This is a genomic window from uncultured Pseudoteredinibacter sp., from assembly GCF_947502065.1.
Classification (GTDB): domain Bacteria; phylum Pseudomonadota; class Gammaproteobacteria; order Pseudomonadales; family Cellvibrionaceae; genus Pseudoteredinibacter.
Genome location: NZ_CANMYE010000005.1, coordinates 115,409 through 137,954, shown reverse-complemented (window position 1 = coordinate 137,954; position 22,546 = coordinate 115,409). Strand labels below are relative to the sequence as shown.

Genomic DNA, 22,546 nt, shown 5'->3' with positions numbered 1-22,546 from the left:
GTTATGACTCATTCGAGTTAATTTCTGCAATAAACAGATAGCCTGCACCATGAACGGTACTAATATATTTTGGAGATCCTTTATCGTCTTGTAGCTTTTTTCTCAGCCTTGCTACCATTACATCGATAGTTCGATCTGTGGGATACCAATCACGACGTTGCATTTTATTCATCAGCTGATCCCTACTCAGTACCATTCCTGGATTTGCTAGTAGGGCGGCCAATAATTTGTATTCACCCTCGGTAAGATTTACCTCTTCCCCATTTACATGCATTAATAGTCGGCGACCGGGTAAAAAAGACCAACAATCAAAGCTTATTTGCTCGGCTAAATCTTGGCTGTTATTGAGTGTTTCTTGATGCAATCGTGATGCGAGGTTTTTTACCCGTACCATCAACTCCCGAATATTGTAGGGCTTGGTCACATAATCATCGGCACCCAGCTCAAGACCCACAATACGGTCAATATCATCAGAGCGCTGGGTGACTAAAATAATCCCCATATTCGAGCGACCCCGTATCTCTCTAGTTAAAGCTAAGCCGTCGCCATCTGGCAGGGTAATATCCAACAACACAATATCTATTGTCTTTTGCGCTAGCAGCTCTCTTGCTTGACTACAGTTGTGAGCCTTATACACCTCATAGGGGGCTTGATTGAAATAGCTGTATAAGAGCTCCATGCTCGCCAATTCGTCTTCCACAATAAGTAAAGTTATGGCTTTGGAATTGGCTTTATTGGAAGGGTTCATGATTTATTGGTCTGCATTTTTAAAACTGTTCAAATTATAACCCAGAGAAGTCTGGCGCCAATGTAAATCTCCAGTGTTTTTTGTAAACCAAAGATTATCCTATAAACTGCGGCGGATAATATTAGATATACAGCCATGAGATAGCCCTATGAGTTCCGAGCCAAACAAAGCCAATAAAACCGCCATTCGCAGCCACAAAGGCATCAGCCCAAGCCTGGGGCAACGAGTTATGATCGACCCCGCTGCCGTAGTCATAGGTGATGTGGTTCTAGGCGATGACTGCTCGGTATGGCCCTGTGCGGTGATTCGCGGCGATATGCACTCTATCCGAATTGGCGATCGCTGCAGTATCCAAGACGGCTCAGTTTTGCATATTACCCATGCTAGTGACTTCAACCCGGGCGGCTGGCCTCTAACCTTAGGCGACGATGTTACCGTCGGACACTCCGTCAATCTCCATGGCTGTACCTTAGGCAGCCGAATCCTAGTCGGTGTTGGCTCTACCATTATGGATGGCGCAATCGTAGAAGATGAAGTCATCATCGGAGCTGGCAGCCTTGTACCACCTGGTAAACGCCTAGAATCCGGCCATTTGTACGTTGGCTCCCCAGTTAAGAAAGCTCGCCCACTAAAAGAAAAAGAACGTAATTTCTTCCCTTACACCGCTGGGAATTATGTGAAGCTGAAGGATGAGTATTTAGCCGAGGCCAAAGATCAGAATAACTAACGTATTTGCTAGCTGGGAATTATATCGTAGTTCGAGAATGCCGTTATTTAGAAAGGATAAACGTTCAAATACAAATAGCAGTTTAAGAATGAAGCCGGCCCTATGAGCCGGCTTCAACAAGATTAGCCTTTGCTGGCGATATACTGGTCGACTTGCTCTTCCAAGATACCTAATGGCAACATGCCATTGCGCAAAATAACATCGTGGAATTCACGAATATCAAATTTCTCTGCTAGCGCCTTCTTGGCCTTAGCACGCAATTGCATAATTTTGATTTGACCAATCTTATAGGCAGTCGCCTGTCCAGGCATAACAATGTAACGCTCGATGGCTTTTACAACGTCTAGCTCAGGACTTGGTGTGCTATCACGTAAATACTTAATAGCCTGCTCGCGTGTCCACTTCTTAGCGTGAATACCAGTATCAACCACTAAACGACAAGCACGCCATAGCTCCATTGATAAGCGACCAAAATCAGAATAAGGGTCCTGATAAAAACCAATTTCTTTTGGTAGTGTTTCGGAGTACAAACCCCAACCCTCAGTATAGGCTGTATAACCACCTACCTTACGGAATGTTGGAATGCCTTCTAACTCTTGCGCGATCGCCAGTTGCATATGGTGGCCAGGAATACCTTCGTGATAAGCCAAAGCTTCTAGCTCATACACTGCCATCTCATTCATATCAGCTAAGTTTACGTAGTAGCGACCTGGACGAGAGCCATCTAAAGATGGGCGCTGATAAAATGCACGGCCAGCAGAATCTTCACGGAAAGGCTCCACACGGGTAACTACAAGGTCGGCCTTCGGCTTAGTAAGGAATAGCTCATCCAAGCGAGACTTCATCACATCGATGGCTTTAACGGCATCATCTAAGTACTTCTGACGACCTTCATCGGTGTTGGGTAATTTAAACTGGGCATCATTACGCATAAATTTAAAGAATGCCTGCAAATCACCTTTGAAGCCCACCTTTTCTTTAATCGCACGCATTTCATCATGAATACGAGCAACCTCAGAAAGCCCTAGCTTATGAATTTCATCCGCAGTCATATCTGTGGTGGTCATGTCTTTTAGGCGATACTTGTAATACTCTTCGCCTTTAGGAAACTTCCAAACACCATCACGCGTATCAGCACGCTTCTCCTGACTTTCTAGGAAGCCAATCAATGCAGTATAGGCATTTTTAAATTCACCCAATAAAGCCGCTTTCGCTTCTTTTAGCAGTTTTGCTTTTTCTTCGTCTGTAGCTTCTAGCTTTTCAACTTTGCCCTGGATGTCTGCCCAAACTGGGTTGTCTTCTTTAGCGTCTTTCTCAAAAGGCTTACCGGCAATGATATTTTTACTGTCGCTAATCACCATCGGGAAAACAAATTTAGGAGGCACCACACCTAGTTTTTCGCTGCTCTCCATGCGCACGATAAGCTGATCAAAAAGTGGCTTGGCTTTTTTCAAGCGAGAAATATAAGCCTCAGCATCGCTAACATTATCAACGCGATGCATATTGATCAGGAATGATGGGAGTTGAGACTGAAGGCCAAACATTTGATTAACTTGGTAGCCATAGTCGCGATAGCGATCCGCAAAGATCTGATCTTTGGCCTGCTCTTCAAATAGGCGATAGCTTAGCTTTTCTTGCTCACCCAATTTAGCAAAGTCAATCTTCTTAAGCTCGGCTAATTGCTTTTTAACAAGTGCTAGATCGCGATCATCTTCTGCTGCTGAAATATCGCCCCACTCGCCGTACTTTTCCTTCATACCTAAATAAGTAAGGTACATCGGCTTATTGGCCAAAGATTCTTTAAATGAGCTTTCGAAAAACTCAGCAGCCTTTTCAGACTCGGTTTTTTCTGCAAGCGCCCATGTTGCGCTGCTTGCAGCTACGAGCGCTACCGCTAAGCGCGTCGCTTTAGTCATCAACTTCATTGTATTTCCTCATGACGAGCGTGTAGCTTGGCTGAGTGATACCAGCCGCATACACAAATATTGTTGTTTTACGGTAGTTAGACGAACAACGGCCAATGAAGATCATTGGCCGCTGATAAAATAGGAACTAAGAACTTTGGGAGGTCTATACTTCGAATATGCGAGTTCGGTCATTCCACACAACTAGAGCCGCTACAGCTAGCATGCTAAGACCTAGGCCCAACAAAGTCGCCCAGTTTGCGCTTGGCTGGGTGAAAATTGAGGCGAAGCCCTGCAACATAGTCTGCAAAGGCAAGATAGCAGCAACAAGTGCGGTCGACAGAATAGCCGCCCAAACCACTAGACGGTTAGGCTTGGCTTTCTCTCGGTCGGGCTTGGCCGGTAACTGAGCCATCAAAGCATCAGTAAAGCCATCATCCGCAATATAGTCATTTTGGGCCTTCAGCTCTCGCTGAAGAAACAGTTCAAATTCTTGATCATTCATAGTCTTCATTCCCCCGCTACTTGAGCGGTTGCGGGTGCAGCTAAGATAGCCTTAAGCTTCTGTTTCGCCCGCTGAACATGGGATTTTACCGAACCCACAGGACACTGCAAGATTTCAGCAGCCTCACTGTGGCTCATCCCTTGAGTATAACACAGGTCAATGGTTTGCCTTTGGATATCAGGCAGCTGGGCTAGGGCTTGATCAAGGTCCCTGCTATTACCCACATGCTCTAAATCAGAGCCTGCTGCCGAGTGAACATTATCAATGTCCTCAAAAGTATCCTGGAAATTATTCTTCTTGATCTTCTTATAATCGAGGAAGGTATTATAAGCGATCCGATATAGCCAGGTACTTAGCTTAGCGTTTGACTGAAAACTGTCTAACTTACGGAAAGCCTTTAAAAAGGTCTCCTGGGCTAGATCATCAGCCAAGGCATCGTTCTGGCACCATTGGCGCAATGATGCGCGCAAACCAGATTGATGGCGATTAACCAAGATAGCAAAGGCGCGTTGGTTTCCCGCCTTTACTACTAGGTCAATCAGTTGTTGGTCGCTAAGCTCTATCACAAAGGTGGCCTAAGTTACTGTTTTTGTTATACGGATTGGCTGTTGTTTTCTTTTTCTTGCTGAGCTTGCTCAGTCTTCCAGATATAAAGGTGGGCCACACCAATCAGCGCTGGGATTAAGCCTACCGCACCAACCTCACCGGCAACTGCACCTAAGAAGCCCATCAAGCCAACACCTACAGCGATCAGCATGACGCCTTTGCTTTGAGTGCTCTTCTCAGGCTTACCGGTTGCTTCTTGGAACATTTCAGGCGGGATCTCTTGGCCTTTCTCCAGCATCTTATCGATGCTTTGATTGATCAGCTCGCGGCGCTTATGACGACCGTACATAACCACGCCTACGATCAATACCGGCATGCCAAAGATCAGTACAATGGCGACAACGGCCACTAAAGCTTCGAGAAAATCGCCGATTGAGTCGGTAAAAGCATTGCCACCTTCTTTATAAACCACTCGAGATTTGCTTTCGCTTCGACGCTCGCTTTCCAGTTCGGCTTGGTGCTCGGCCTCTCTTTCAAGGACGATTTTGCCGTCTATCTCAACACCTTCTTTTTCCAGCTCGTGGGCAATCTCTTTAAGGACGTTTTCACCGATAAATGAACCTAGGTTGATGGTGACTTTCTTCTGTTCGTCGCTGCCATCGCTGGTACGAACCACAATTTCGCCGGATTCGACGTTGAGATCGATGGTTTTTTCAACATCACCATCTTTCACCACAATCACTTTGCGGTGACTATCAGCTTCGCTTTCGGCCGTTACCGCCGCTGCACCAACGATGGTGCACATCATCAGCAGCGCGGCGAACAGCTGCTTTAGGTTTAAATGATTCATATTCATATTCCTCGTAGTGTTTCATTGGGCAGTGATCTTCTGCCCTGCTATTGCTAAGCGAATTTCGCTTGGTATTGCTTAAGACGGCGCAAACAGCCGAATGGATGCAAGCGCCAGAAAAACTTTGAGATTAATTTAGCTAAGGCCTAGATTAAGGCGATTTTGGCTCTAGCTGCTGACGCAATTGAGCTAAGATTGGAGCGGTGTTGGGACGCTTGCCACGCCACAAATAAAAGGATTCAGCAGCCTGTTCGACCAACATACCAAGGCCATCAGCTTCAGCCAGAGCACCATTATTCTTGGCCCAGCTCATAAACACTGTGGGCTCGGCGGCATACATCATATCGTAGCAATAGCAGCCCTCAGCAACCCCATTGGCCAATGGCAAACTATCACCTTGCAAGCTAGCGGCACTACCATTAATGATGATATCAAACTGACCGGGCTTAATATCTGAAAAACCAGAAGCTGTAATTTTGCCAATATCAGCAAATTCGTCGGCCAACAGCTGCGCCTTAGAGACCGTACGATTTGCTATATGAAGCGCCGCAGGGCTCGAAGCCAATAAAGGTTGAATGACACCACGGACAGCCCCGCCTGCACCTAAAAGCAAAACCCTTTTGCCAGCCAAAGGCCAAGATAGGTTTTGCTCAATATCACGTACCATACCTACGCCATCGGTATTTTCGGCGCAAATACGGCCATTTTCCTGCAAAATCAGGGTATTGCTTGCACCAGCTCTGGAGGCCCTTGGGCTTAGCTCATCTGCAAACTCCAGTGCATCAAGCTTAAAGGGCACTGTGACATTCATGCCCTTGCCACCTTGTGCAAAGAACTTACCCGCCTCATCAGCAAAATTTTGCGCGCAAATGGCTTCGTAGCTTAGGGCCTCAGCACATTGCTCAGCGAATGATTGCTGTATCTGTGGCGATTTGGAATGGGCTATGGGGTTACCTAGCACCGCATAACGATCTATTGTCGAATTAGTCACGGTAACCTCGCTCAGCTGGCCAGCCAATCTCTATGGGGTAAAAACTTCTCTGTCAGTTGCGCTTCAGCAGAACCCGGCTCTGGCTGATAGTCATACTCCCAGCGCACCAATGGCGGCATCGACATTAATATCGACTCGGTACGGCCACCGGTTTGCAAACCAAACAAGGTGCCTCGATCCCAGACTAGGTTAAATTCCACATATCGACCTCGGCGATACAACTGAAACTCTCGTTCACGTTCACCGTAAGGCTGATCTTTGCGACGCTCTACGATAGGAACGTAAGCTTTGGTGTAACTATCACCCACGGCCTGCATAAAGGCGAAGCTCTTTTCAAAACCCCACTCATTGAGATCATCGAAGAACAAGCCCCCCACGCCGCGAGCTTCATCGCGATGTTTAAGAAAGAAATAGTCATCACACCATTTTTTATATCGCGGATAAACATCATCACCAAAAGGATCGCAAGCGTCTTTGGCGGTTTGGTGCCACTGGCGACAATCTTCTTCATCACCATAATAAGGCGTTAGATCATAACCACCCCCAAACCACCAAACCGGCTCGGCACCTTCTTTCTCGGCAATAAAAAAACGTACATTGGCGTGGCTAGTGGGCACATAAGGATTGTGAGGATGAATTACCAAGGACACCCCCATGGCTTCAAAAGAGCGGCCGGCAAGTTCTGGACGGTGCGCCGTTGCTGAGGCCGGCATAGCCGCTCCGCTTACATGGGAGAAGTTGACCCCGCCTTTTTCAAAAACATTGCCATTTTCAATCACTCGCGAACGGCCGCCACCCCCCTCTTCGCGCACCCACTGATCTTGCTTAAACTCAGTGCCGCCATCGGCTTGGCTTAGGTCGGCGCAGATCTTATCTTGCAGCGCCATTAGATAGGCTTTTACCGCCTCTTTATCGACCGAGCTCATAGATATTTCTTCGTGTCATTACTGGGCTTGGCATAGTAACAAAAGCCCATGATCACTGCAGTTGGAAATATCTTTTGGCTATTAGGGAGAATTCAGCTAGGGCAAAGCTTAAGCGCGGATAATGTCGCCCGTGCGTAAATCGCGAATGGTGGACGGTTTAGCCTTGGTATTCACAAGGCCTGGAGCCAAACCGGCAAGGCAGCCGTGAAAATATCGCTCGGCATGCATAGCACTAATGGCAGGCGGTAAACCCTGTGGGTTGGCTGAGGTAGAAACAATAGGGCCATCAAAGGCTCGGCAAAGGCCTGCAACGACTGGGTGAGCACTGACACGCAGGGCAACAGAATCAAAACGACCGCTAATCCAACTCGGACAATAGCCATTAACAGGCACCAGCCAAGTATTAGGCCCAGGCCAAGTTTCTTCTAGTTTAGCGTATTGATCGTGGGAGATACCCGCAAGATAAGGCTCAAACTGCTCAATATTGGCAGCGACCAAGATAAGCCCCTTGGCTTGGGCACGACCCTTTAAGAACAAGATACGCTCAACAGCTTCTTGTTGAAAAGGATCGCAACCTAGACCCCAAACCGCTTCGGTCGGATAGGCGATAACGCCTCCATCATGCATTTGCTCTGCAAGACGGCGAATACGAGGATTTAGGGCCCAGTTCACAGTCAAATTAGCGCTGAGCTAACTTTTCCTGCAAAGAAGCATCTTTAGCGATAACGGCATCAGCATTTGCTTTACGCTCGTCGATCAACTTCTGGTGCAACTCAGCGTCTGAGGTACCTAGGATCTGAGCCGCTAAATATGCTGCGTTCTTAGCACCAGCTTTACCGATAGCAACGGTTGCTACTGGGATACCACCAGGCATTTGAACGGTAGACAACAAGGCATCTAGGCCGTCCAAAGAAGAGTTAATTGGCACACCAATCACTGGCTTCAAGGTGTTTGCAGAAACAGCACCCGCCAAGTGAGCGGCCATACCAGCGGCACAGATAAAGGCGCCAGCACCACGGGCGTCAGCATCTTTAACATAAGTGTGAGTAGCTTCTGGGGTACGGTGAGCGGAGCTAACTTTAGCTTCGAAAGGCACGCCTAGCTTGTCTAGGGTATCGAAAGCGGCTTCCATAATAGGTAGGTCTGAATCAGAACCCATCAAAATAGCAACAAATGGTTTGCTCATCGGCTTAGTCTCTTGTGCGAAAAAGCGGCAAATTTACCCGAACTTCATGCCGTGCTCAAGCATTTTTGAAAAACTTAGCATTCTTCCCAAAGCCCCTATTTCAAACGCTGATATAGCCCAGCCTGCTGGCAAATTTGACCATTAAGTTCTAACTCTATGAGTTGTGTCGATATCTCTTCGACTTTGAGCCCGCTGCTCAGCTGTATTTCATCGATACTGAGCGGATCGTAACCTATAAACTTTAATAGGCCATTGGGCTTGGAGCTTTGCCCTGATTCTTCATTTGGACTTACAGTAGCCGGTTTGAAATCTAGCTGGCACTGGATGGCTCCACTTAAATGTTGAGCGATATCCTCAGCACCTTCCACCAGCACCGCACCTTGCTTTAACAACTTATGGCAACCTCGGCTCAAAGGGTTATTTATAGAGCCGGGAATTGCAAAAACCTCACGGTTTTCGTCAAGCGCCAAAGAGGCACTAATTAAAGAGCCGCTTCGCTCTGCAGCCTCTACGACTAGCGTACCCAAGGCTAAGCCTGTCACGATGCGGTTTCGTTTTGGGAAGTTCGCCGCGATTGGCGGTGTACCAAAAGGGTACTCACTTAGAAGTGCGCCGCCTGTATTAATAATTTCTTGGCTCAAGGCTGTATTTCGTCGAGGATAAAGCTGATCTAGGCCGCTTCCCAACACCGCTATCGTCTTGCCGCCTGCGGCCAAGCACCCCCTGTGTGCGGCTGAGTCGATCCCTAGTGCCAAGCCACTGGTAATAGCTATTCCTGCAATACTAAGCTCTTTAGAGATCTGCTCTGCCTGCTTAACACCTGAGGGGCTCGCTTTGCGGCTGCCCACAATAGCTAGCTGCGGCCAATGCAGAGCTTCGACACTTCCTTTTACGAAGAGTAGCTCTGGCGGGTCCGCCGTTTCCAACAACAATTTCGGGAAGTCCTTGTCCTTAGCGAAAAGCAGGCGCACCGACTGATCGTTACAAAGCTTGATCAGCTGCCGTAGCTTCCTAGCTAAGGCACTATCATCACCGGCTTGTCGATAGCTTTGTAGAAGCGCATAGGCCTCTTCCCCCAGTCGAAGCTTTTGCTCTTTAGCACCCAATTCAAAGAGCTCAGCTATAGAGTCTAAGCCTTGAGTGGAGCGACGCAGATATCTGCCCTGCCAATGCTGTGACATAAGAAGCAATATACGGTTCTTGTTTTCCAGGGAAAGCTCCATAGCTTTTTCCTATATCTCGTTTATTTGGCATGAACAGCTAACAGGCGACCTGGTGAAAAAACAGGCAACACAATCACACAACTGAAGGGAAAACATAAACTGCCTCACATAAATTGAAACAGGCCAAAATTCTTATTAGTCTTAAAGCTATGGAATAGACTAAAAATATGCTCTAAATTCGCTGCCAGGCCTACAGTTGAGGGGGCAAGAAAAGAATTTAGTATAAAAAGCTCATTCCGATGTGCACTGCTAAATAATGTCGTCTAGTATGAAAGTAGACGCTTTAAAGGAAGCTCCAATGCCTGAGTACAGTTTTCTAAGTAACGAAAAATCCAGCTTCGAGCCAACACAAGTTCAAGGTGACCCTTGGAAGGTTCTCGTGGTTGATGATGAGCCAGATATTCATACCATTACTGAGCTAGCACTGAGTGATTTTGAGTATCAAAATCGCGGTATTGAATTGCTACACGCAAATTCTGCCGCCGAAGCTAAAGAAATATTGCAGCAAGAAGACGATATTGGGCTGATATTGCTCGATGTTGTCATGGAATCGAGAGATGCTGGGCTATTACTGGTCATCTGGATTCGAGAAGAACTAAAGAACAATCAAGTTCGCATTGTTCTACGTACTGGCCAGCCAGGAGACGCTCCCGAACGACAAGTGGTTCGAGACTATGACATCAATGGCTACAAAGAAAAGTCTGAGCTAACCGCGAATAAGCTCTACACCGTGACCTGTAGCTCTCTGCGTTCATATCAGGATATCCACTCTTTAATGGCCCATGAAGCAGGCATGAAAAAGGTCATTGAGTCTACCGGTGATATTTTCGGCAAACGCTCCTTAGGCTTATTTGTTGAAGGTGTACTAGAGCAAATCTTTTCTTTAAGTAAGCTGGAACGCAGCATGAATTTGGTGATTGAGGACAACTCAATTGCCATTCAGCGCAACCATGGCGAATATGAAGTGGTTGCCGCTACAGGTTGCTACCGTGGAATTAGTGATATCGATGTGCGAGCTGAATTTGGGACCACCGTTGAGAAGTTGCTCGCGACTGATGAACGCATTGTTAATCTGCCCAACAATAAGCTGGCTATTATACTACGCTGCCCCTTCTCCGACGCTACGGTATTACTACTCAATAATATGACCTATAGCAGCGATGAGAAAAACCAATACTCGCTGCTAAACCTGTTCATCAGCAATGTAAATATCGCTTATGAAAACCTTTCCTTACAAGCCCAGACAGAACGCACCCAAAAAGAGATTGCTTATCGGCTAGGCGAAGCAATCGAAAACCGCTCGAATGAATCTGGTAATCACGTTAAGCGTGTAGCGATGACCTCGGAGTTGCTAGCCCTAGGATGTGGCCTTTCAGCAGCCAAGTCGCAAATTATTAAAATCGCTTCACCTTTACATGATATTGGCAAAATAGCTTGTCCTGATGCAATTTTACATAAAGAAGGCAAGCTTGACCCAGATGAGTGGGAAACCATGAAGCAACATGCTCTTATCGGTGAAGAGATGCTCTCTGGGTCTGACCTTGAGATTATAAGAACAGCCGCCAATCTTGCCGGCGGGCACCATGAACGCTGGGAGGGCGGTGGTTATCCACGCAACCTATCTGGTGAAGACATTCCATTAGAAGCGCGAATTACCGCTGTAGCTGATGTGTTTGATGCTCTGGTTAGCAAGCGCTGCTATAAAGATGCCTGGACTATAGAAGATGCCTTGGAGCTGATTAAATCTGAAAAAGGCAAGCAGTTTGATCCAAAGGTGGTGGATTCATTGCTAGAGAATCTAGATGACATCTTAGAGATTTACAAAAATTACAAGTAAAGGCTACTTGTAACAGCAACAAATAAAAACAGGGCTTTAAGCCCTGTTTTTATTTTTATAATCAGTCCATCGCAACCAAGATACAGTTTCTGCCTATTATTGACTGACAAGCAAAAACTCTAAGTCATTCCAAGGCTTTCAAAGGGGATGATCATTGTAAACGTCACGCCTTGGCCTAATGCACTTTCACATTGAATCTCACCGCCGAGGCTCTCGGTGACAATATCCCAAATAACACTCATACCCAGGCCGGTTCCTCCGCCATCACGGTTAGTTGTGTAAAAAGGGTCGAATATCTGTCGTTTTTGCTCTTCACTGATGCCTTTACCGCTATCACGATAAATCATATTGAGCCGATCGTTACTGGCCTCTACCTCAATTGTAATCGCACCTTTCTGTCCCTCTTCAAACGCATGAATTAGAGAGTTCATAATCAAATTAGTAAATATTTGCGAAAACCAACCTGGGTGAGACTTTACTATAATGTCTTTTCTTTGTTTTAATTCTACCGTAATACCACGCTTACTATATTGGCTGCTCAGGCTCAGTAAAATCTCATTAATATAATCAACAAGATTGAAACGACTAGCATGCTCAGTTGATTGGTCTGCAGATATACGTTTGAAACTTCGAATTAAATCAGCTGCTCTTAAAAGGTTTTTGAAAGTAATCTCGGCGGCTTGCTCTGATGAATCAAAATAAAACTCTAACTCCTTTTGAGTCATAGATTGCTTATAGTAGTTTTTCTTTATTTGCTTTGTTCTATCAATAAAATGGCTCATGCCTGTAATACTTATTCCTACAGGCGTGTTTATTTCATGGGTGATTCCTGCTACCAAGCTTCCAAGGGCAGCCATTTTCTCTGACTCAAGCAAACAATTTTGTGTTTCCCATAACTCCTGTTTGAGTTCATTTATCTCTCTTTGCTGATCTGCGAGCTGACACTTTTTCTGCCCAACTTGGCTTTGTAAGGCTTGGTTAATGCCGACCATTAATTCATATTGCTTCAGACTTATGGTGTCCTGATCTTTGGCATCTTTGCAACTATCATGCACCTTATGAAAAAGTTCATCGCTCTCATGCAATTTGCCATTTATTGCTAAAATTTCACCATAACTTTGCAGCAGAGCATCACATAATTGTCGCTCGCCTTGTAGTTGATAAAGCTCTAGCAGGTACATTGCTTGGCGAATATAGTTCTCTGCCGCCAAAGGTGCGCCCATTTCTCTGCAGTATTCAGCAAACTGATAATTATGTTCTAACAACTGCAGCTTAAGATTGTTATCTTTAATCAAGTGTTGAACTGGATTTAAGCAGCATAGCCAATCTTCCATATTGGAAGTTTCTAAGCTTCTCAACTGTTCCCATAACAATAAATGAGCCTCCAGCAGTTGCTCATCACCCCAGTATTCACTGGTAATTCTTGAAATAATGTTGTCTTTAAAGCAAAAGTCCTGACCCAAGGTGTACATTAGATCCTGATCGAATACCTCTGTTAGAGCCTGGCTTTGCCCTGAACATAGAGCTTTTAAGATGGAGATGTCTGATAGCGGCATAGTGCGGTGGACAAGCTCAGCATACTGCATGGTTTTAATTGCTTGTTGTGAGAGAATGCTCAAACGATAAGTATAAAACTCATAAACATTAACATCTTGCAACTCCTCTATTTTCTGCAGATCTAGTGTATCTTCTACCGAGTGTCGATCTATAAGATCTTGCTCAATCACCAAAGCACAGTAGTGCTTAAAGAGCTTTAGATTACCGCGGCTAAACATTAGTAATATATCCGCTAATCTTTTTACTTCCACAGCATCACGTATACTGGGGAAGCTATTTTCACATAGCTCAATTGCCTCACTTTCTGTAAGGGCCGCCAGCTCGATAGTTTTACTGTTTATTGCATTGGGCCCAACAATTTCTACTTTTTCTTTATGTCCCGGATTAAACGCAAGCAGCGCTAACATTTTTATCGCTGGCAACTCCCAAAGCGACTGCAGCACTTGTAAACTATCAGGATCTAGATGTTCAGCATCATCTATAATAATTGCCGTTGTAAAATCATTTTGGCTTAAAACACTAAAAAGACTAAAAATACTTTGCTGAATAAATCGACTACGTAAGAATACAGACTCCGTATTTATGTCTTCAGCTGGCAGTAAGGATTTAAATTCTGGCAGTACGTGGCAAATGTAAGCTCCACCCATCGGCAGAGCGTCAATGAGTTCATCACCCCATTGATTAAAATCTTTATGGGATATTAATAACTCTCTTAACTGGCGCAGTAGTTGTTTTAACCCGAAGTATGGTCTGCTAGTTTGAGAGGCCTTGCAGGTAAAATGAATTACCGAAGTAAATTTACTGGCAACATTGATCGCAGCATTTTGACAAAGTGTAGATTTTCCGTTACCGGAGCTAGATTCAATACTAACAATTCGTATGCCTTCTGCAGCCTTATCCGCTTGTAGCATAATCTGCTCGGTCGCATTCGTACGATCAAGCTCACGATGAAATTTATCTAACAAGATTGCTTCATTGGCTTGTTCAGCTTGAGCCTGATTCTGTTTCGAGAGTTGCTTTAATCGACCAACAATTTCCTTTACTGTTTGCGGACGTGCAAGCGGATGCACACAAAGCATATTTCGCAATAGATAAATCAGCGGCCTTGATACCCTAGACGAGCTGAAGTTATTAAGTGTTTTTATTTTATCGCTTAAATGTTCAAGCTGATCCACACTGTCTTTACTTGTTAACCCTCGCGGAATAAGCTCCTGACCACATAAAACAAAGTACCAACATAGAGCTAAGCTAAAAATGTCTGATAAGGGCCCCTGTGGCTCGTTTATCAGTGCTTTCTGTTCCGGTGCTAAATAGCTATCCTGGCAAAGCCTATGTACATCTTCCTTATTGGCATAGGGTTTGGTTACGCTCTCTCTGGGCCTAATGTTTATCAGGTTTAGATTTTCGAAATTTCTGTCGCACAAAAATTTTTCTGGGCGCAGGCAACTGTGGTATATCCCTTCTTCATGCAAGCTAGATAAGCTTGTTGCCATATCAATTGCAAGTGGATAAAAAGATTGCTCATCCAACCCCCCCTTGGGAATTAAACGCGTTAAGTCCAGCAAGCCCAAACTGGGTTCGTTGGCGATAACTGTATCTTCTACATTCTCCATAAATCGGCTTTTGCCCACCCAAAGCTTTACTAAGTTTCCTGCTTTCTAATACGCCTTCTAACAGCTTATTGAGGCTTATTTATTTAACGCTAGCACATAAGCTCTGATTCTGTAGTCAGCAAATACAATTCAATGAAGAAATGTGACAACTTGAGGTAAAAAGTGCCAGAACCGACCCTTGCTATTGTTGAGCAAACAATTAAATGAACGTTGAAGGGCTTTCCAGTGGAGGGGTTATATTGATAGCTAAAAACTAAAAAGCCCAACTCTATCGAGTTGGGCTTTTTAGAAATTACTTTAGAAGTTCTGATTAAGGTGATCTTAACTCATCACCAGTACGAAGAGGTCTCTCGGCTTCCAATACTATTCCATAAGACATCTTTTCGAACACACTAAACACCATTAGTAGACCTGACTTCTCCGCAGGCAGTGCCACCAACTCATTAGTGACTCGATCACGTATGGTGTCGCCTTTTTTATAGATCAGTAAAACATCGCCAATTTGTAGCTCTTCTCTTGAGCCTCTATTCAAAGCTACGACATCGAGCTTGCCGACTTGATTGACTCCGCCCTCAACACCAATAATTTCAGCCTTGATGTCCTGGCTAGGGGGCCTAGGGAAAAATGTTGAATCAATGGATCTTTCTACCGTTTTTAACAGACGGTCACCCAGTCGAACTTCCTGGGTGGTGCGCATAATATCAAACGTACCAATATCACCATTTAGCGCCCTTTGTTTGATCGAAGCAATATCAATTGCCTGAATACCAAGAGGCTCTTTGGTTTGCGGGTCAACATACACTTCGCCCTGGCGGTATATGCCATATGCTTTTGTTTCACTATCAAACTCGCCGCGAGCATATAAGCTGTCCCCAGCACCGGTAACAATGTGCTCATCACCACCAGCCAAAACATACGGCGCGGCATCCAGTACACCTATATCAACTACTCGGCTACGAGACAAAAAGGAGTTTATGCGATCTAGAGGAATAGTGGTGATGGCTTTTTCTTTGGGTACCACATGAATCTCTGGCCCAAGCTTAGCCTTATAGGTGCGTCCAGCCTCGCCGCGGTCTAAGGTTAGACGTGGCTTACCATCTAGATACACTAAACGAATTCTATCGCCAGGAAAGATCAAGTGGGGGTTGGCGATTTGGTCATTGGCATGCCAGATTTCGGGCCACATCCAGGGGTTTTCTAGAAAACGTGCCGAAATATCCCATAGCGTATCACCCTTAACCACCGAATAGGTGTCTGGGTGGCTGTTCCTCAGGCGGGGCTCATCAGCCCAACCGAGCAATGGTGCGGCCAAGGCGGACAGGCTGAACAAAGATGCCAGCAGTGTTTTTTTCATAGAAAATGCCCTTTGTAGTCGGCCCCTTTACAGAATCTCGGTATAATAAACCGTTCAATGCCTGCTTTTTGCCGATTTAAGTCGATGTTAAGTCACTAATATAGCAGCTTCGGCGGCAAGACGGCAGGTAAAGGGGGCGATAAATCGTCCAATATTTGCTGCTTGATCATAATGTTAGCAGCGCTCCTTACATTTTTACTAGAAGTTTGTCACAGGCAGTTAACACGCTCACATGGCCATATTAGAGATATTAGAATTTCCAGACCCAAGGTTACGCACTACCGCCGAGGAAGTGGATGAAGTAAACGACGAAATACGCACCTTGGTGGACGACATGTTTGAAACCATGTACGACGCGCCAGGGGTTGGTTTAGCCGCCACCCAAATCAATGTGCACAAGCGTGTAGTGGTGATAGATGTAAGCGAAGAACAGGACGAGCCACTGGTATTTATTAACCCAAATATCGAAGTGCTAGATCAAGACAGCGTGCTCGACTATGACGAAGGCTGCCTTTCGGTACCTGGCTTCTATGAAACGGTCAGCCGTCCAGATCGAATTCGAGTGACCGCGCTGGACCGGGATGGCAAAAGCTTTAGCTTAGAGCCAGATGGCCTTTTGGCGGTATGCATACAGCACGAGCTTGATCATTTAAACGGTAAGCTGTTCGTAGACTATATCTCCAATATGAAGCGCCAACGCATTCGTAAGAAGCTGGAAAAACAGCATCGCAGCCAAGCCTAAGTTCGCGGATTTAACATGCCTCTAAAAATTGTATTTGCCGGTACGCCGGATTTTGCCGCTGCACATCTGCAAACCTTGCTTGATAGCGAACATAAGGTTGTCGCCGTCTACACACAGCCCGATAGGCCTGCGAATCGCGGCAAAAGCCTGCAAGCTAGTCCAGTTAAACAGCTGGCCCTGCAACACGATATTGATGTTTACCAACCACTAAACTTTAAAGAGGCTGAAGACCGAGCTGCCCTCGACGCTCTTGGCGCCGATATTATGGTGGTTGTCGCTTATGGACTGTTGCTACCGCAAGCGGTTTTGGATACGCCAAAATATGGCTGCATCAATGTGCATGCCTCTTTATTGCCGCGTTGGCGCGGTGCAGCGCCAATCCAGCGTGCGATTGAAGCTGGTGATAGCGAATCAGGGGTATGCATCATGCAAATGGATGCGGGTTTAGATACTGGCCCGGTATTAGTTACACGCCGTTGCTCGATTGAGGGCGATGAAACCGGTGGCAGCCTGCATGATAAATTGCTGAAAATTGGTGGACCTGCGCTCTTGCAAGCTCTGTCAGAAATTGCTGACGGCACTGCCTCTGCCCAGGTTCAGCCAAGTGTAGGCGTAAGCTATGCTCACAAATTCAGCAAAGCCGATGCCGCGATTGATTGGCAAAGCTCTGCTCAACAAATTGAGCAGACAGTGCGAGCTTATAACCCCTTCCCTGTCGCCCATTGTGGGTTCGAAGATAAGGGCAAAGCGCAACGGCTAAGAATCTGGCAGGCAAATGCATTAGAGGAAAGTAACTCAGCGCCCGCAGGAACTATTGTAAAGGTGGACCAAAACGGTATCTGGGTGGCCTGTGGTGACAAAAAGCAGCTGCATATCAGCCAAATCCAATTGCCAGGCAAAAAGCCAATGAGCCTTAGGGATTTATTGAACGGTCGCGCCGACCTCTTCACTGTCGGCGAGGCCTTGAGCTAAGTATGGCACTCGACACACGTGCAGCCGCAGCAAAAGCCATTGCTCAGGTATTCAAACAACAGGGCTCACTGGCCAGCGCCCTGCCACCCTTGCTGAAGCAAGTTAAGCCTCAAGACAAGGGGCTACTGCAAGAACTTTGTTACGGTAGCTTGCGATACTTTCATCTGATCAACCAGCATTTGCAGGGCTTGTTAAAGCAGCCGCTTAAGCCTAAAGATCAAGATATCCAAGCGCTATTGATTATTGGCTGCTATCAGTTGGACTACAGTCGCATTCCCCCCCACGCGGCTGTTGCCAGCTGTGTTGAGGCGTGTCGAGCGCTAAAAAAGAACTGGGCCTGTAAACTCGTTAACGGTGTACTGCGTAGCTATCAACGCCTGGAAAGTCGCGATGTCAGCTCACAACCATGGCTAAAACAAAGCCACCCTAAATGGCTATATAAACAATTGCACCAAGCTTGGCCCGAACAGGCCGATGCAATTTTTGAACAAAACAATCAACACCCGCCATTTAGCTTGCGAGTAAATCGCCAACGCGTGAGCCGTGACGATTACCTCAAGCTTTTAGACCAACAAGGTATCGAGGCCAGCGCCTGCCAATTTAGCCCTGATGGAATCACGCTCGCTAAACCCTGCCCTGTAGAACAGCTGCCCAACTTTATGGAAGGCTGGTTAAGCGTACAGGATGAAGCTGCGCAATTTAGCGCAGGTTTACTGCAAATAGGCGATAATCAACGAATATTGGACGCTTGTTGCGCCCCTGGCGGAAAAACAGGCCATATTCTTGAGTGCGCAAAAGGTATCGCCCTTACCGCTATAGATACTGAAGCTAAGCGATTAAAACGTGTTCAAGAGAATTTAAGCCGCTTAAATTTGAACGCAACGCTAGTCTGCGAAGATGCCGGCAATACTGATGCATGGTTTGATGGTCAAGCATTCGATCGTATTTTGCTTGATGCCCCCTGCTCAGCCACAGGTGTTATTCGTCGCCACCCTGATATTAAGCTACTTCGCAAGCCAAACAACATTATCGAGCTGTGTGAAATACAACAAACGTTACTAGAGAAACTTTGGACTACACTCAAGCCTGGTGGGATTGTGGTTTACGCCACTTGCTCAGTATTACCCCAAGAGAATGAAGAACAGATCTCCTCTTTCTTAGCTAAACACAGTGATGCGAATGAGCTAGAAATAGATGCCAGCTGGGGGCTCAAGGTAAAGCATGGCCGTCAATTATTCCCTCAACCAGGTGGTCATGATGGTTTTTACTACGCACGTCTGCAAAAAGCCGGATAAAAGGCGTAGAATTGGCGGGCAATGGCCTTATAAGCCGCAATGGATTAGCTAAGCTGTTCAACCTATGAAAATTATTATACTCGGGGCCGGCCAGGTTGGTGGAACACTCGCCGAAAACCTCGCCAACGAAGCTAACGACATTACTATTGTCGATACCGATGAGAACCGCCTTCGCGAGCTACGTGATCACATCGATATTGGCGTGGTAACTGGACATGCTTGCCACCCCGATGTTTTGCTGCGCGCCGGTCTCGATGAAGCCGATATGTTGGTTGCTGTTACCAATAATGACGAGATCAATATGATCGCCTGTCAGATCGCCTTCAGTTTGTTCAAAACTCCAACTAAGATCGCCCGAATTCGCGCCCAATCCTATTTAAATAAACCCGGGCTCTTTGCTGATGAAAATATTCCCATTGATGTTTTAATCAGCCCGGAGCAATTGGTTTCCAATTATATATTCCGATTGATCGAACATCCTGGTGCATTGCAGGTTGTCGACTTTGCCGATGGCAAGGTACAGCTAGTAGCCGTGAGAGCCTACCATGGTGGCCCACTGGTAGGTCAGGAGCTACGCTTTTTGCGTCAGCACATGCCCTCGGTAGATACTCGCGTAGCCGCTATCTATCGTCGCGGTCGCGCCATCACTCCTGAAGGTTCAACCGTTATTGAAGTAGACGATGAAGTCTTCTTTATTGCCGCCAAGGTAAATATTCGGGCGGTAATGAGTGAGCTACGTCGATTAGAGACTCACTATAAACGTATTATTGTTGCCGGTGGCGGTAACATCGGTTATCGCTTGGCCAAGAAATTAGAGAGCCGCTATGCCGTCAAGGTCATAGAGTTTTATGCTCAGCGCTGCAAGTTTCTTTCAGAGCAACTAGAGCGCACCATTGTTTTGCATGGCTCCGCTTCTGACCAGGAAATGCTGCTGGAAGAAAATATAGAAAACACCGATGTGTTTTTAGCGGTTACCAATGACGATGAAGCAAATATTATGTCGTCCATGCTAGCCAAACGCCTGGGCGCTCGAAAAGTGATGGCTTTAATTAGCAACCCTGCCTATGTCGATTTAGTGCAAGGTGGCGATATTGATATCGCCATCTCGCCACAACAGACAACTCTAGGCAGCTTGCTTACCCATGTACGCGAAGGCGATACGGTTAACGTTCACTCTCTACGACGTGGTGCGGCCGAAGCTATCGAAATTATTGCCCATGGTGATAAAGAGAATTCAAAAGTTGTTGGCAAGGCTATCGAAGATATTGACCTGCCCGACGGAGCAACTATTGGCGCTATCGTTCGTGAGAGTAGCCGCGGCAGCGAAGTGTTAATCGCCCATGATCACGTTATCGTCGAAGACGGTGATCACGTAATTCTATTCTTAGTAAATAAAAAATATACCCGCGATATCGAGCACCTGTTTCAAACAGGAATTAGCTTCTTTTAGCGGCATAATAAATAGGCAATACACAAACAACTATGCATTTTTCGGTTATCTTTCGTGTACTGGGTATTTTGCTCATGCTTTTTAGCATGACCATGTTGCCGCCTACTTTTGTGTCCATTTACTATAACGATGAATCACTAGTCGCTTTTATTTCGGCAATGGCATTAATTTTCGCTAGCGGCTTTATGGTTTGGCTACCTAGCAATAAGACCAAACATGACTTACGAACCCGGGATGGTTTTTTAATTACCGTTATGTTTTGGGCGGTACTTGGAATAGCGGGTTGCTTACCCTTTATTTTCTCTGAACAGCCAGGTCTAAGCTTTACCGATGCGATGTTTGAATCGCTTTCCGGTTTGACAACTACCGGAGCTACAGTAATCACCGGCTTAGACGATCTACCAAAATCTATTTTGTATTATCGCCAACAACTGCAGTGGTTAGGCGGTATCGGTATTATTGTTATCGCTGTAGCTATTCTACCTATGCTAGGTATTGGGGGCATGCAGCTGTATCGCGCGGAAACTCCTGGGCCTGTGAAAGACTCGAAACTTACTCCGCGAATTACCGAAACAGCCAAGGCATTATTTTTAATTTACTGCGCCCTAACCATCACCTGCGCATTGTCCTATTGGGCTGCAGGCATGACCTTATTCGACGCCATTGGCCATGCTTTTTCTACCGTAGCGATCGGCGGCTTTTCCACCCACGATGCCAGTATGGGTTACTTTGATAGCCCGATTATTTTAATCGTATGCATGCTGTTTATGATTTTATCGGGTGTGAATTTTGCTCTGCATTTTTATACCAGCCGTAATCGTTCCATTGCACACTACTGGCAGGATCCGGAGTTTAAATTTTATATCAGCTGTTTAGCGATAGGGATTCCAATTACCGTTGCCTATCTAGCCCACACCGATACCTACGATTTGGAAACCAGTGCAATTCACGGTAGCTTTGAGTTTATTTCAATTTTAACGACTACCGGTTTTGGCACTGCGGATTTCACCATTTGGCCAGGCTTCCTCCCTTTCTTTATTTTTCTATTTGCCTTTATGGGTGGTTGTGCCGGCTCTACCGGCGGCGGTATGAAAGTAATTCGTGTATTACTGATCTGTAAGCAGGGTATTCGCGAAATCAAAAGATTGATCAACCCCAATGCGGTAATCCCCATTAAGCTTGGGCAGACTTCTGTATCCGATCGTGTAGTGGAAGCCGTTTGGGGCTTTTTTGCAGTATTTGTGATCAGCTATATGATTATGTTTATCTTGTTGATGGCAACTGGTTTGGATTTTCTTACTTCAGTATCGGCTGTTGGTGCCTGTATTTCGAACCTAGGTCCGGGTATGGGCGATGTTGCTTTAAACTACACCGACATTAACAACCCCGCTAAGTGGATACTGTGTTTTGCCATGTTATTGGGTCGCTTAGAAATTTTTACTTTATTAGTGCTATTCTCACCCAGCTTCTGGCGCCGCTAACTGTTTTAAAAGATATGACTATGAAAATAACTTTCCCCGTACCCACTATTGTTATGCTAGCTACATTGCTAAGCACTGCGGCCCATGCTGACAATGCCCTGAACATGTTGCTTGAAAGAGCGGTAAGTAAACAGCTGCCCCATGTGCTATTTGCGGCCAAAGATGTTCCTTGGGAATATGGGCATTACAATCTGCATATTGCAAAAGCGGGCGAAGCAGATATCAGCAGCGCTAGCGAAACCATTACCGCACATTTGCCCTTAAAGGTAAGACTTAGTGGCAAAGTTAAGCAAAAGCTTTTTGGTCAAGAAATAGATATCGCTTGCGAGACCGAATTTGAAACCCCTAGCGAGATAGTTTTTAAACCACTGTTTGCAGAAAGCTTAAGCAGTGAACTGGAAATGCTAATTCCTATTCCACAAACAGAACTAAACTGCCAAGGCTTAAAGCTGCCCATCAAGTCCGCTCTCGAACAACTAATTGCAAAAGAAAAGCCCAATTGGGAAGCGGAGGCCACGGTAGAGTTAAATAAGCGCTTAGCTGAACTAGGACTGTAAGCCGGATTTCAAAGCATCCGCAGAACAAGCTGCTCTGGCTTTAAAAATCAGCAGCCTTGTTTCTTATGTAGGCGGGGTTTGT

Annotated in this window: 20 protein-coding genes; 8 read left to right on the top strand and 12 right to left on the bottom strand. The window is 45.9% G+C overall.

The window, feature by feature from the left end; all coding sequences use genetic code 11:
* Nucleotide 1 precedes the first annotated feature (1 nt).
* Nucleotides 2-748 carry a response regulator gene (locus tag Q1A41_RS13995; RefSeq protein WP_299980235.1) on the bottom strand — a complete coding sequence of 249 codons (747 nt, stop codon included), beginning with the start codon at nt 746-748 and terminating at the stop codon, nt 2-4.
* Between the two features lie 148 nt (nt 749-896).
* Here Q1A41_RS13995 and Q1A41_RS13990 point away from each other — a divergent pair, with 148 nt between their 5' ends.
* Complete coding sequence (locus Q1A41_RS13990) at nt 897-1,475, top strand: gamma carbonic anhydrase family protein (protein ID WP_299980232.1); 579 nt, start codon at nt 897-899, stop codon at nt 1,473-1,475.
* A 122-nt stretch (nt 1,476-1,597) separates the two neighbouring features.
* Here Q1A41_RS13990 and Q1A41_RS13985 read toward each other — a convergent pair whose 3' ends face one another.
* The 9 genes from Q1A41_RS13985 to dprA form a co-directional block, all read right to left on the bottom strand.
* On the bottom strand, nt 1,598-3,400 hold the full coding sequence (locus tag Q1A41_RS13985; protein WP_299980229.1) for a DUF885 domain-containing protein: 1,803 nt from the start codon (nt 3,398-3,400) through the stop codon (nt 1,598-1,600).
* A gap of 145 nt (nt 3,401-3,545) precedes the next feature.
* Nucleotides 3,546-3,884, bottom strand: coding sequence for a DUF5056 domain-containing protein (locus Q1A41_RS13980; RefSeq protein ID WP_299980226.1), 339 nt, complete (start codon nt 3,882-3,884; stop codon nt 3,546-3,548).
* Nucleotides 3,885-3,889: 5 nt separating this feature from the next.
* Nucleotides 3,890-4,450, bottom strand: coding sequence for an RNA polymerase sigma factor (locus Q1A41_RS13975; RefSeq protein WP_299770775.1), 561 nt, complete (start codon nt 4,448-4,450; stop codon nt 3,890-3,892).
* Between the two features lie 26 nt (nt 4,451-4,476).
* Nucleotides 4,477-5,280, bottom strand: coding sequence for a DUF6249 domain-containing protein (locus tag Q1A41_RS13970; protein ID WP_299980223.1), 804 nt, complete (start codon nt 5,278-5,280; stop codon nt 4,477-4,479).
* 151 nt (nt 5,281-5,431) lie between these two features.
* Complete coding sequence (gene aroE / locus Q1A41_RS13965) at nt 5,432-6,271, bottom strand: shikimate dehydrogenase (RefSeq protein ID WP_299980220.1); 840 nt, start codon at nt 6,269-6,271, stop codon at nt 5,432-5,434.
* Between the two features lie 11 nt (nt 6,272-6,282).
* On the bottom strand, nt 6,283-7,197 hold the full coding sequence (hemF, locus tag Q1A41_RS13960; RefSeq protein WP_299980217.1) for an oxygen-dependent coproporphyrinogen oxidase: 915 nt from the start codon (nt 7,195-7,197) through the stop codon (nt 6,283-6,285).
* Nucleotides 7,198-7,305: 108 nt separating this feature from the next.
* Nucleotides 7,306-7,869, bottom strand: a complete 564-nt coding sequence (locus tag Q1A41_RS13955) for a Sua5/YciO/YrdC/YwlC family protein (protein ID WP_299980692.1) — start codon at nt 7,867-7,869, stop codon at nt 7,306-7,308.
* A 7-nt stretch (nt 7,870-7,876) separates the two neighbouring features.
* The gene (gene purE, locus Q1A41_RS13950; RefSeq protein WP_299770765.1) at nt 7,877-8,383 is read right to left on the bottom strand and encodes a 5-(carboxyamino)imidazole ribonucleotide mutase; all 507 of its coding nucleotides are present in this window, start codon (nt 8,381-8,383) and stop codon (nt 7,877-7,879) included.
* A gap of 95 nt (nt 8,384-8,478) precedes the next feature.
* On the bottom strand, nt 8,479-9,606 hold the full coding sequence (gene dprA, locus Q1A41_RS13945) for a DNA-processing protein DprA (protein ID WP_299980214.1): 1,128 nt from the start codon (nt 9,604-9,606) through the stop codon (nt 8,479-8,481).
* Between the two features lie 298 nt (nt 9,607-9,904).
* On the opposite strand from dprA, the gene Q1A41_RS13940 reads away from it, so the two are divergent.
* The gene (locus Q1A41_RS13940) at nt 9,905-11,443 is read left to right on the top strand and encodes an HD domain-containing phosphohydrolase (protein ID WP_299980211.1); all 1,539 of its coding nucleotides are present in this window, start codon (nt 9,905-9,907) and stop codon (nt 11,441-11,443) included.
* A 119-nt stretch (nt 11,444-11,562) separates the two neighbouring features.
* On the opposite strand, the gene Q1A41_RS13935 is transcribed toward Q1A41_RS13940, so the two are convergent.
* Entirely contained in the window at nt 11,563-14,613 is a 3,051-nt protein-coding gene (locus tag Q1A41_RS13935; protein WP_299980208.1) for an ATP-binding protein, read from the bottom strand.
* Nucleotides 14,614-14,923: 310 nt separating this feature from the next.
* On the bottom strand, nt 14,924-15,967 hold the full coding sequence (locus Q1A41_RS13930; protein ID WP_299980205.1) for a LysM peptidoglycan-binding domain-containing protein: 1,044 nt from the start codon (nt 15,965-15,967) through the stop codon (nt 14,924-14,926).
* 232 nt (nt 15,968-16,199) lie between these two features.
* On the opposite strand from Q1A41_RS13930, the gene def reads away from it, so the two are divergent.
* The 6 genes from def (at nt 16,200) to Q1A41_RS13900 (ending at nt 22,464) form a co-directional block, all read left to right on the top strand.
* Complete coding sequence (gene def / locus Q1A41_RS13925; RefSeq protein WP_299980202.1) at nt 16,200-16,709, top strand: peptide deformylase; 510 nt, start codon at nt 16,200-16,202, stop codon at nt 16,707-16,709.
* A gap of 15 nt (nt 16,710-16,724) precedes the next feature.
* Entirely contained in the window at nt 16,725-17,681 is a 957-nt protein-coding gene (gene fmt, locus Q1A41_RS13920; protein ID WP_299980199.1) for a methionyl-tRNA formyltransferase, read from the top strand.
* 2 nt (nt 17,682-17,683) lie between these two features.
* A complete protein-coding gene (rsmB, locus tag Q1A41_RS13915) occupies nt 17,684-18,976 on the top strand; it encodes a 16S rRNA (cytosine(967)-C(5))-methyltransferase RsmB (RefSeq protein ID WP_299980196.1) in 1,293 nt (430 codons plus the stop codon).
* A 64-nt stretch (nt 18,977-19,040) separates the two neighbouring features.
* Complete coding sequence (gene trkA, locus Q1A41_RS13910; protein ID WP_299980193.1) at nt 19,041-20,426, top strand: Trk system potassium transporter TrkA; 1,386 nt, start codon at nt 19,041-19,043, stop codon at nt 20,424-20,426.
* A gap of 32 nt (nt 20,427-20,458) precedes the next feature.
* Complete coding sequence (locus Q1A41_RS13905; RefSeq protein WP_299980190.1) at nt 20,459-21,907, top strand: TrkH family potassium uptake protein; 1,449 nt, start codon at nt 20,459-20,461, stop codon at nt 21,905-21,907.
* 20 nt (nt 21,908-21,927) lie between these two features.
* Nucleotides 21,928-22,464, top strand: a complete 537-nt coding sequence (locus Q1A41_RS13900) for a hypothetical protein (RefSeq protein WP_299980187.1) — start codon at nt 21,928-21,930, stop codon at nt 22,462-22,464.
* Nucleotides 22,465-22,546 lie beyond the last annotated feature (82 nt).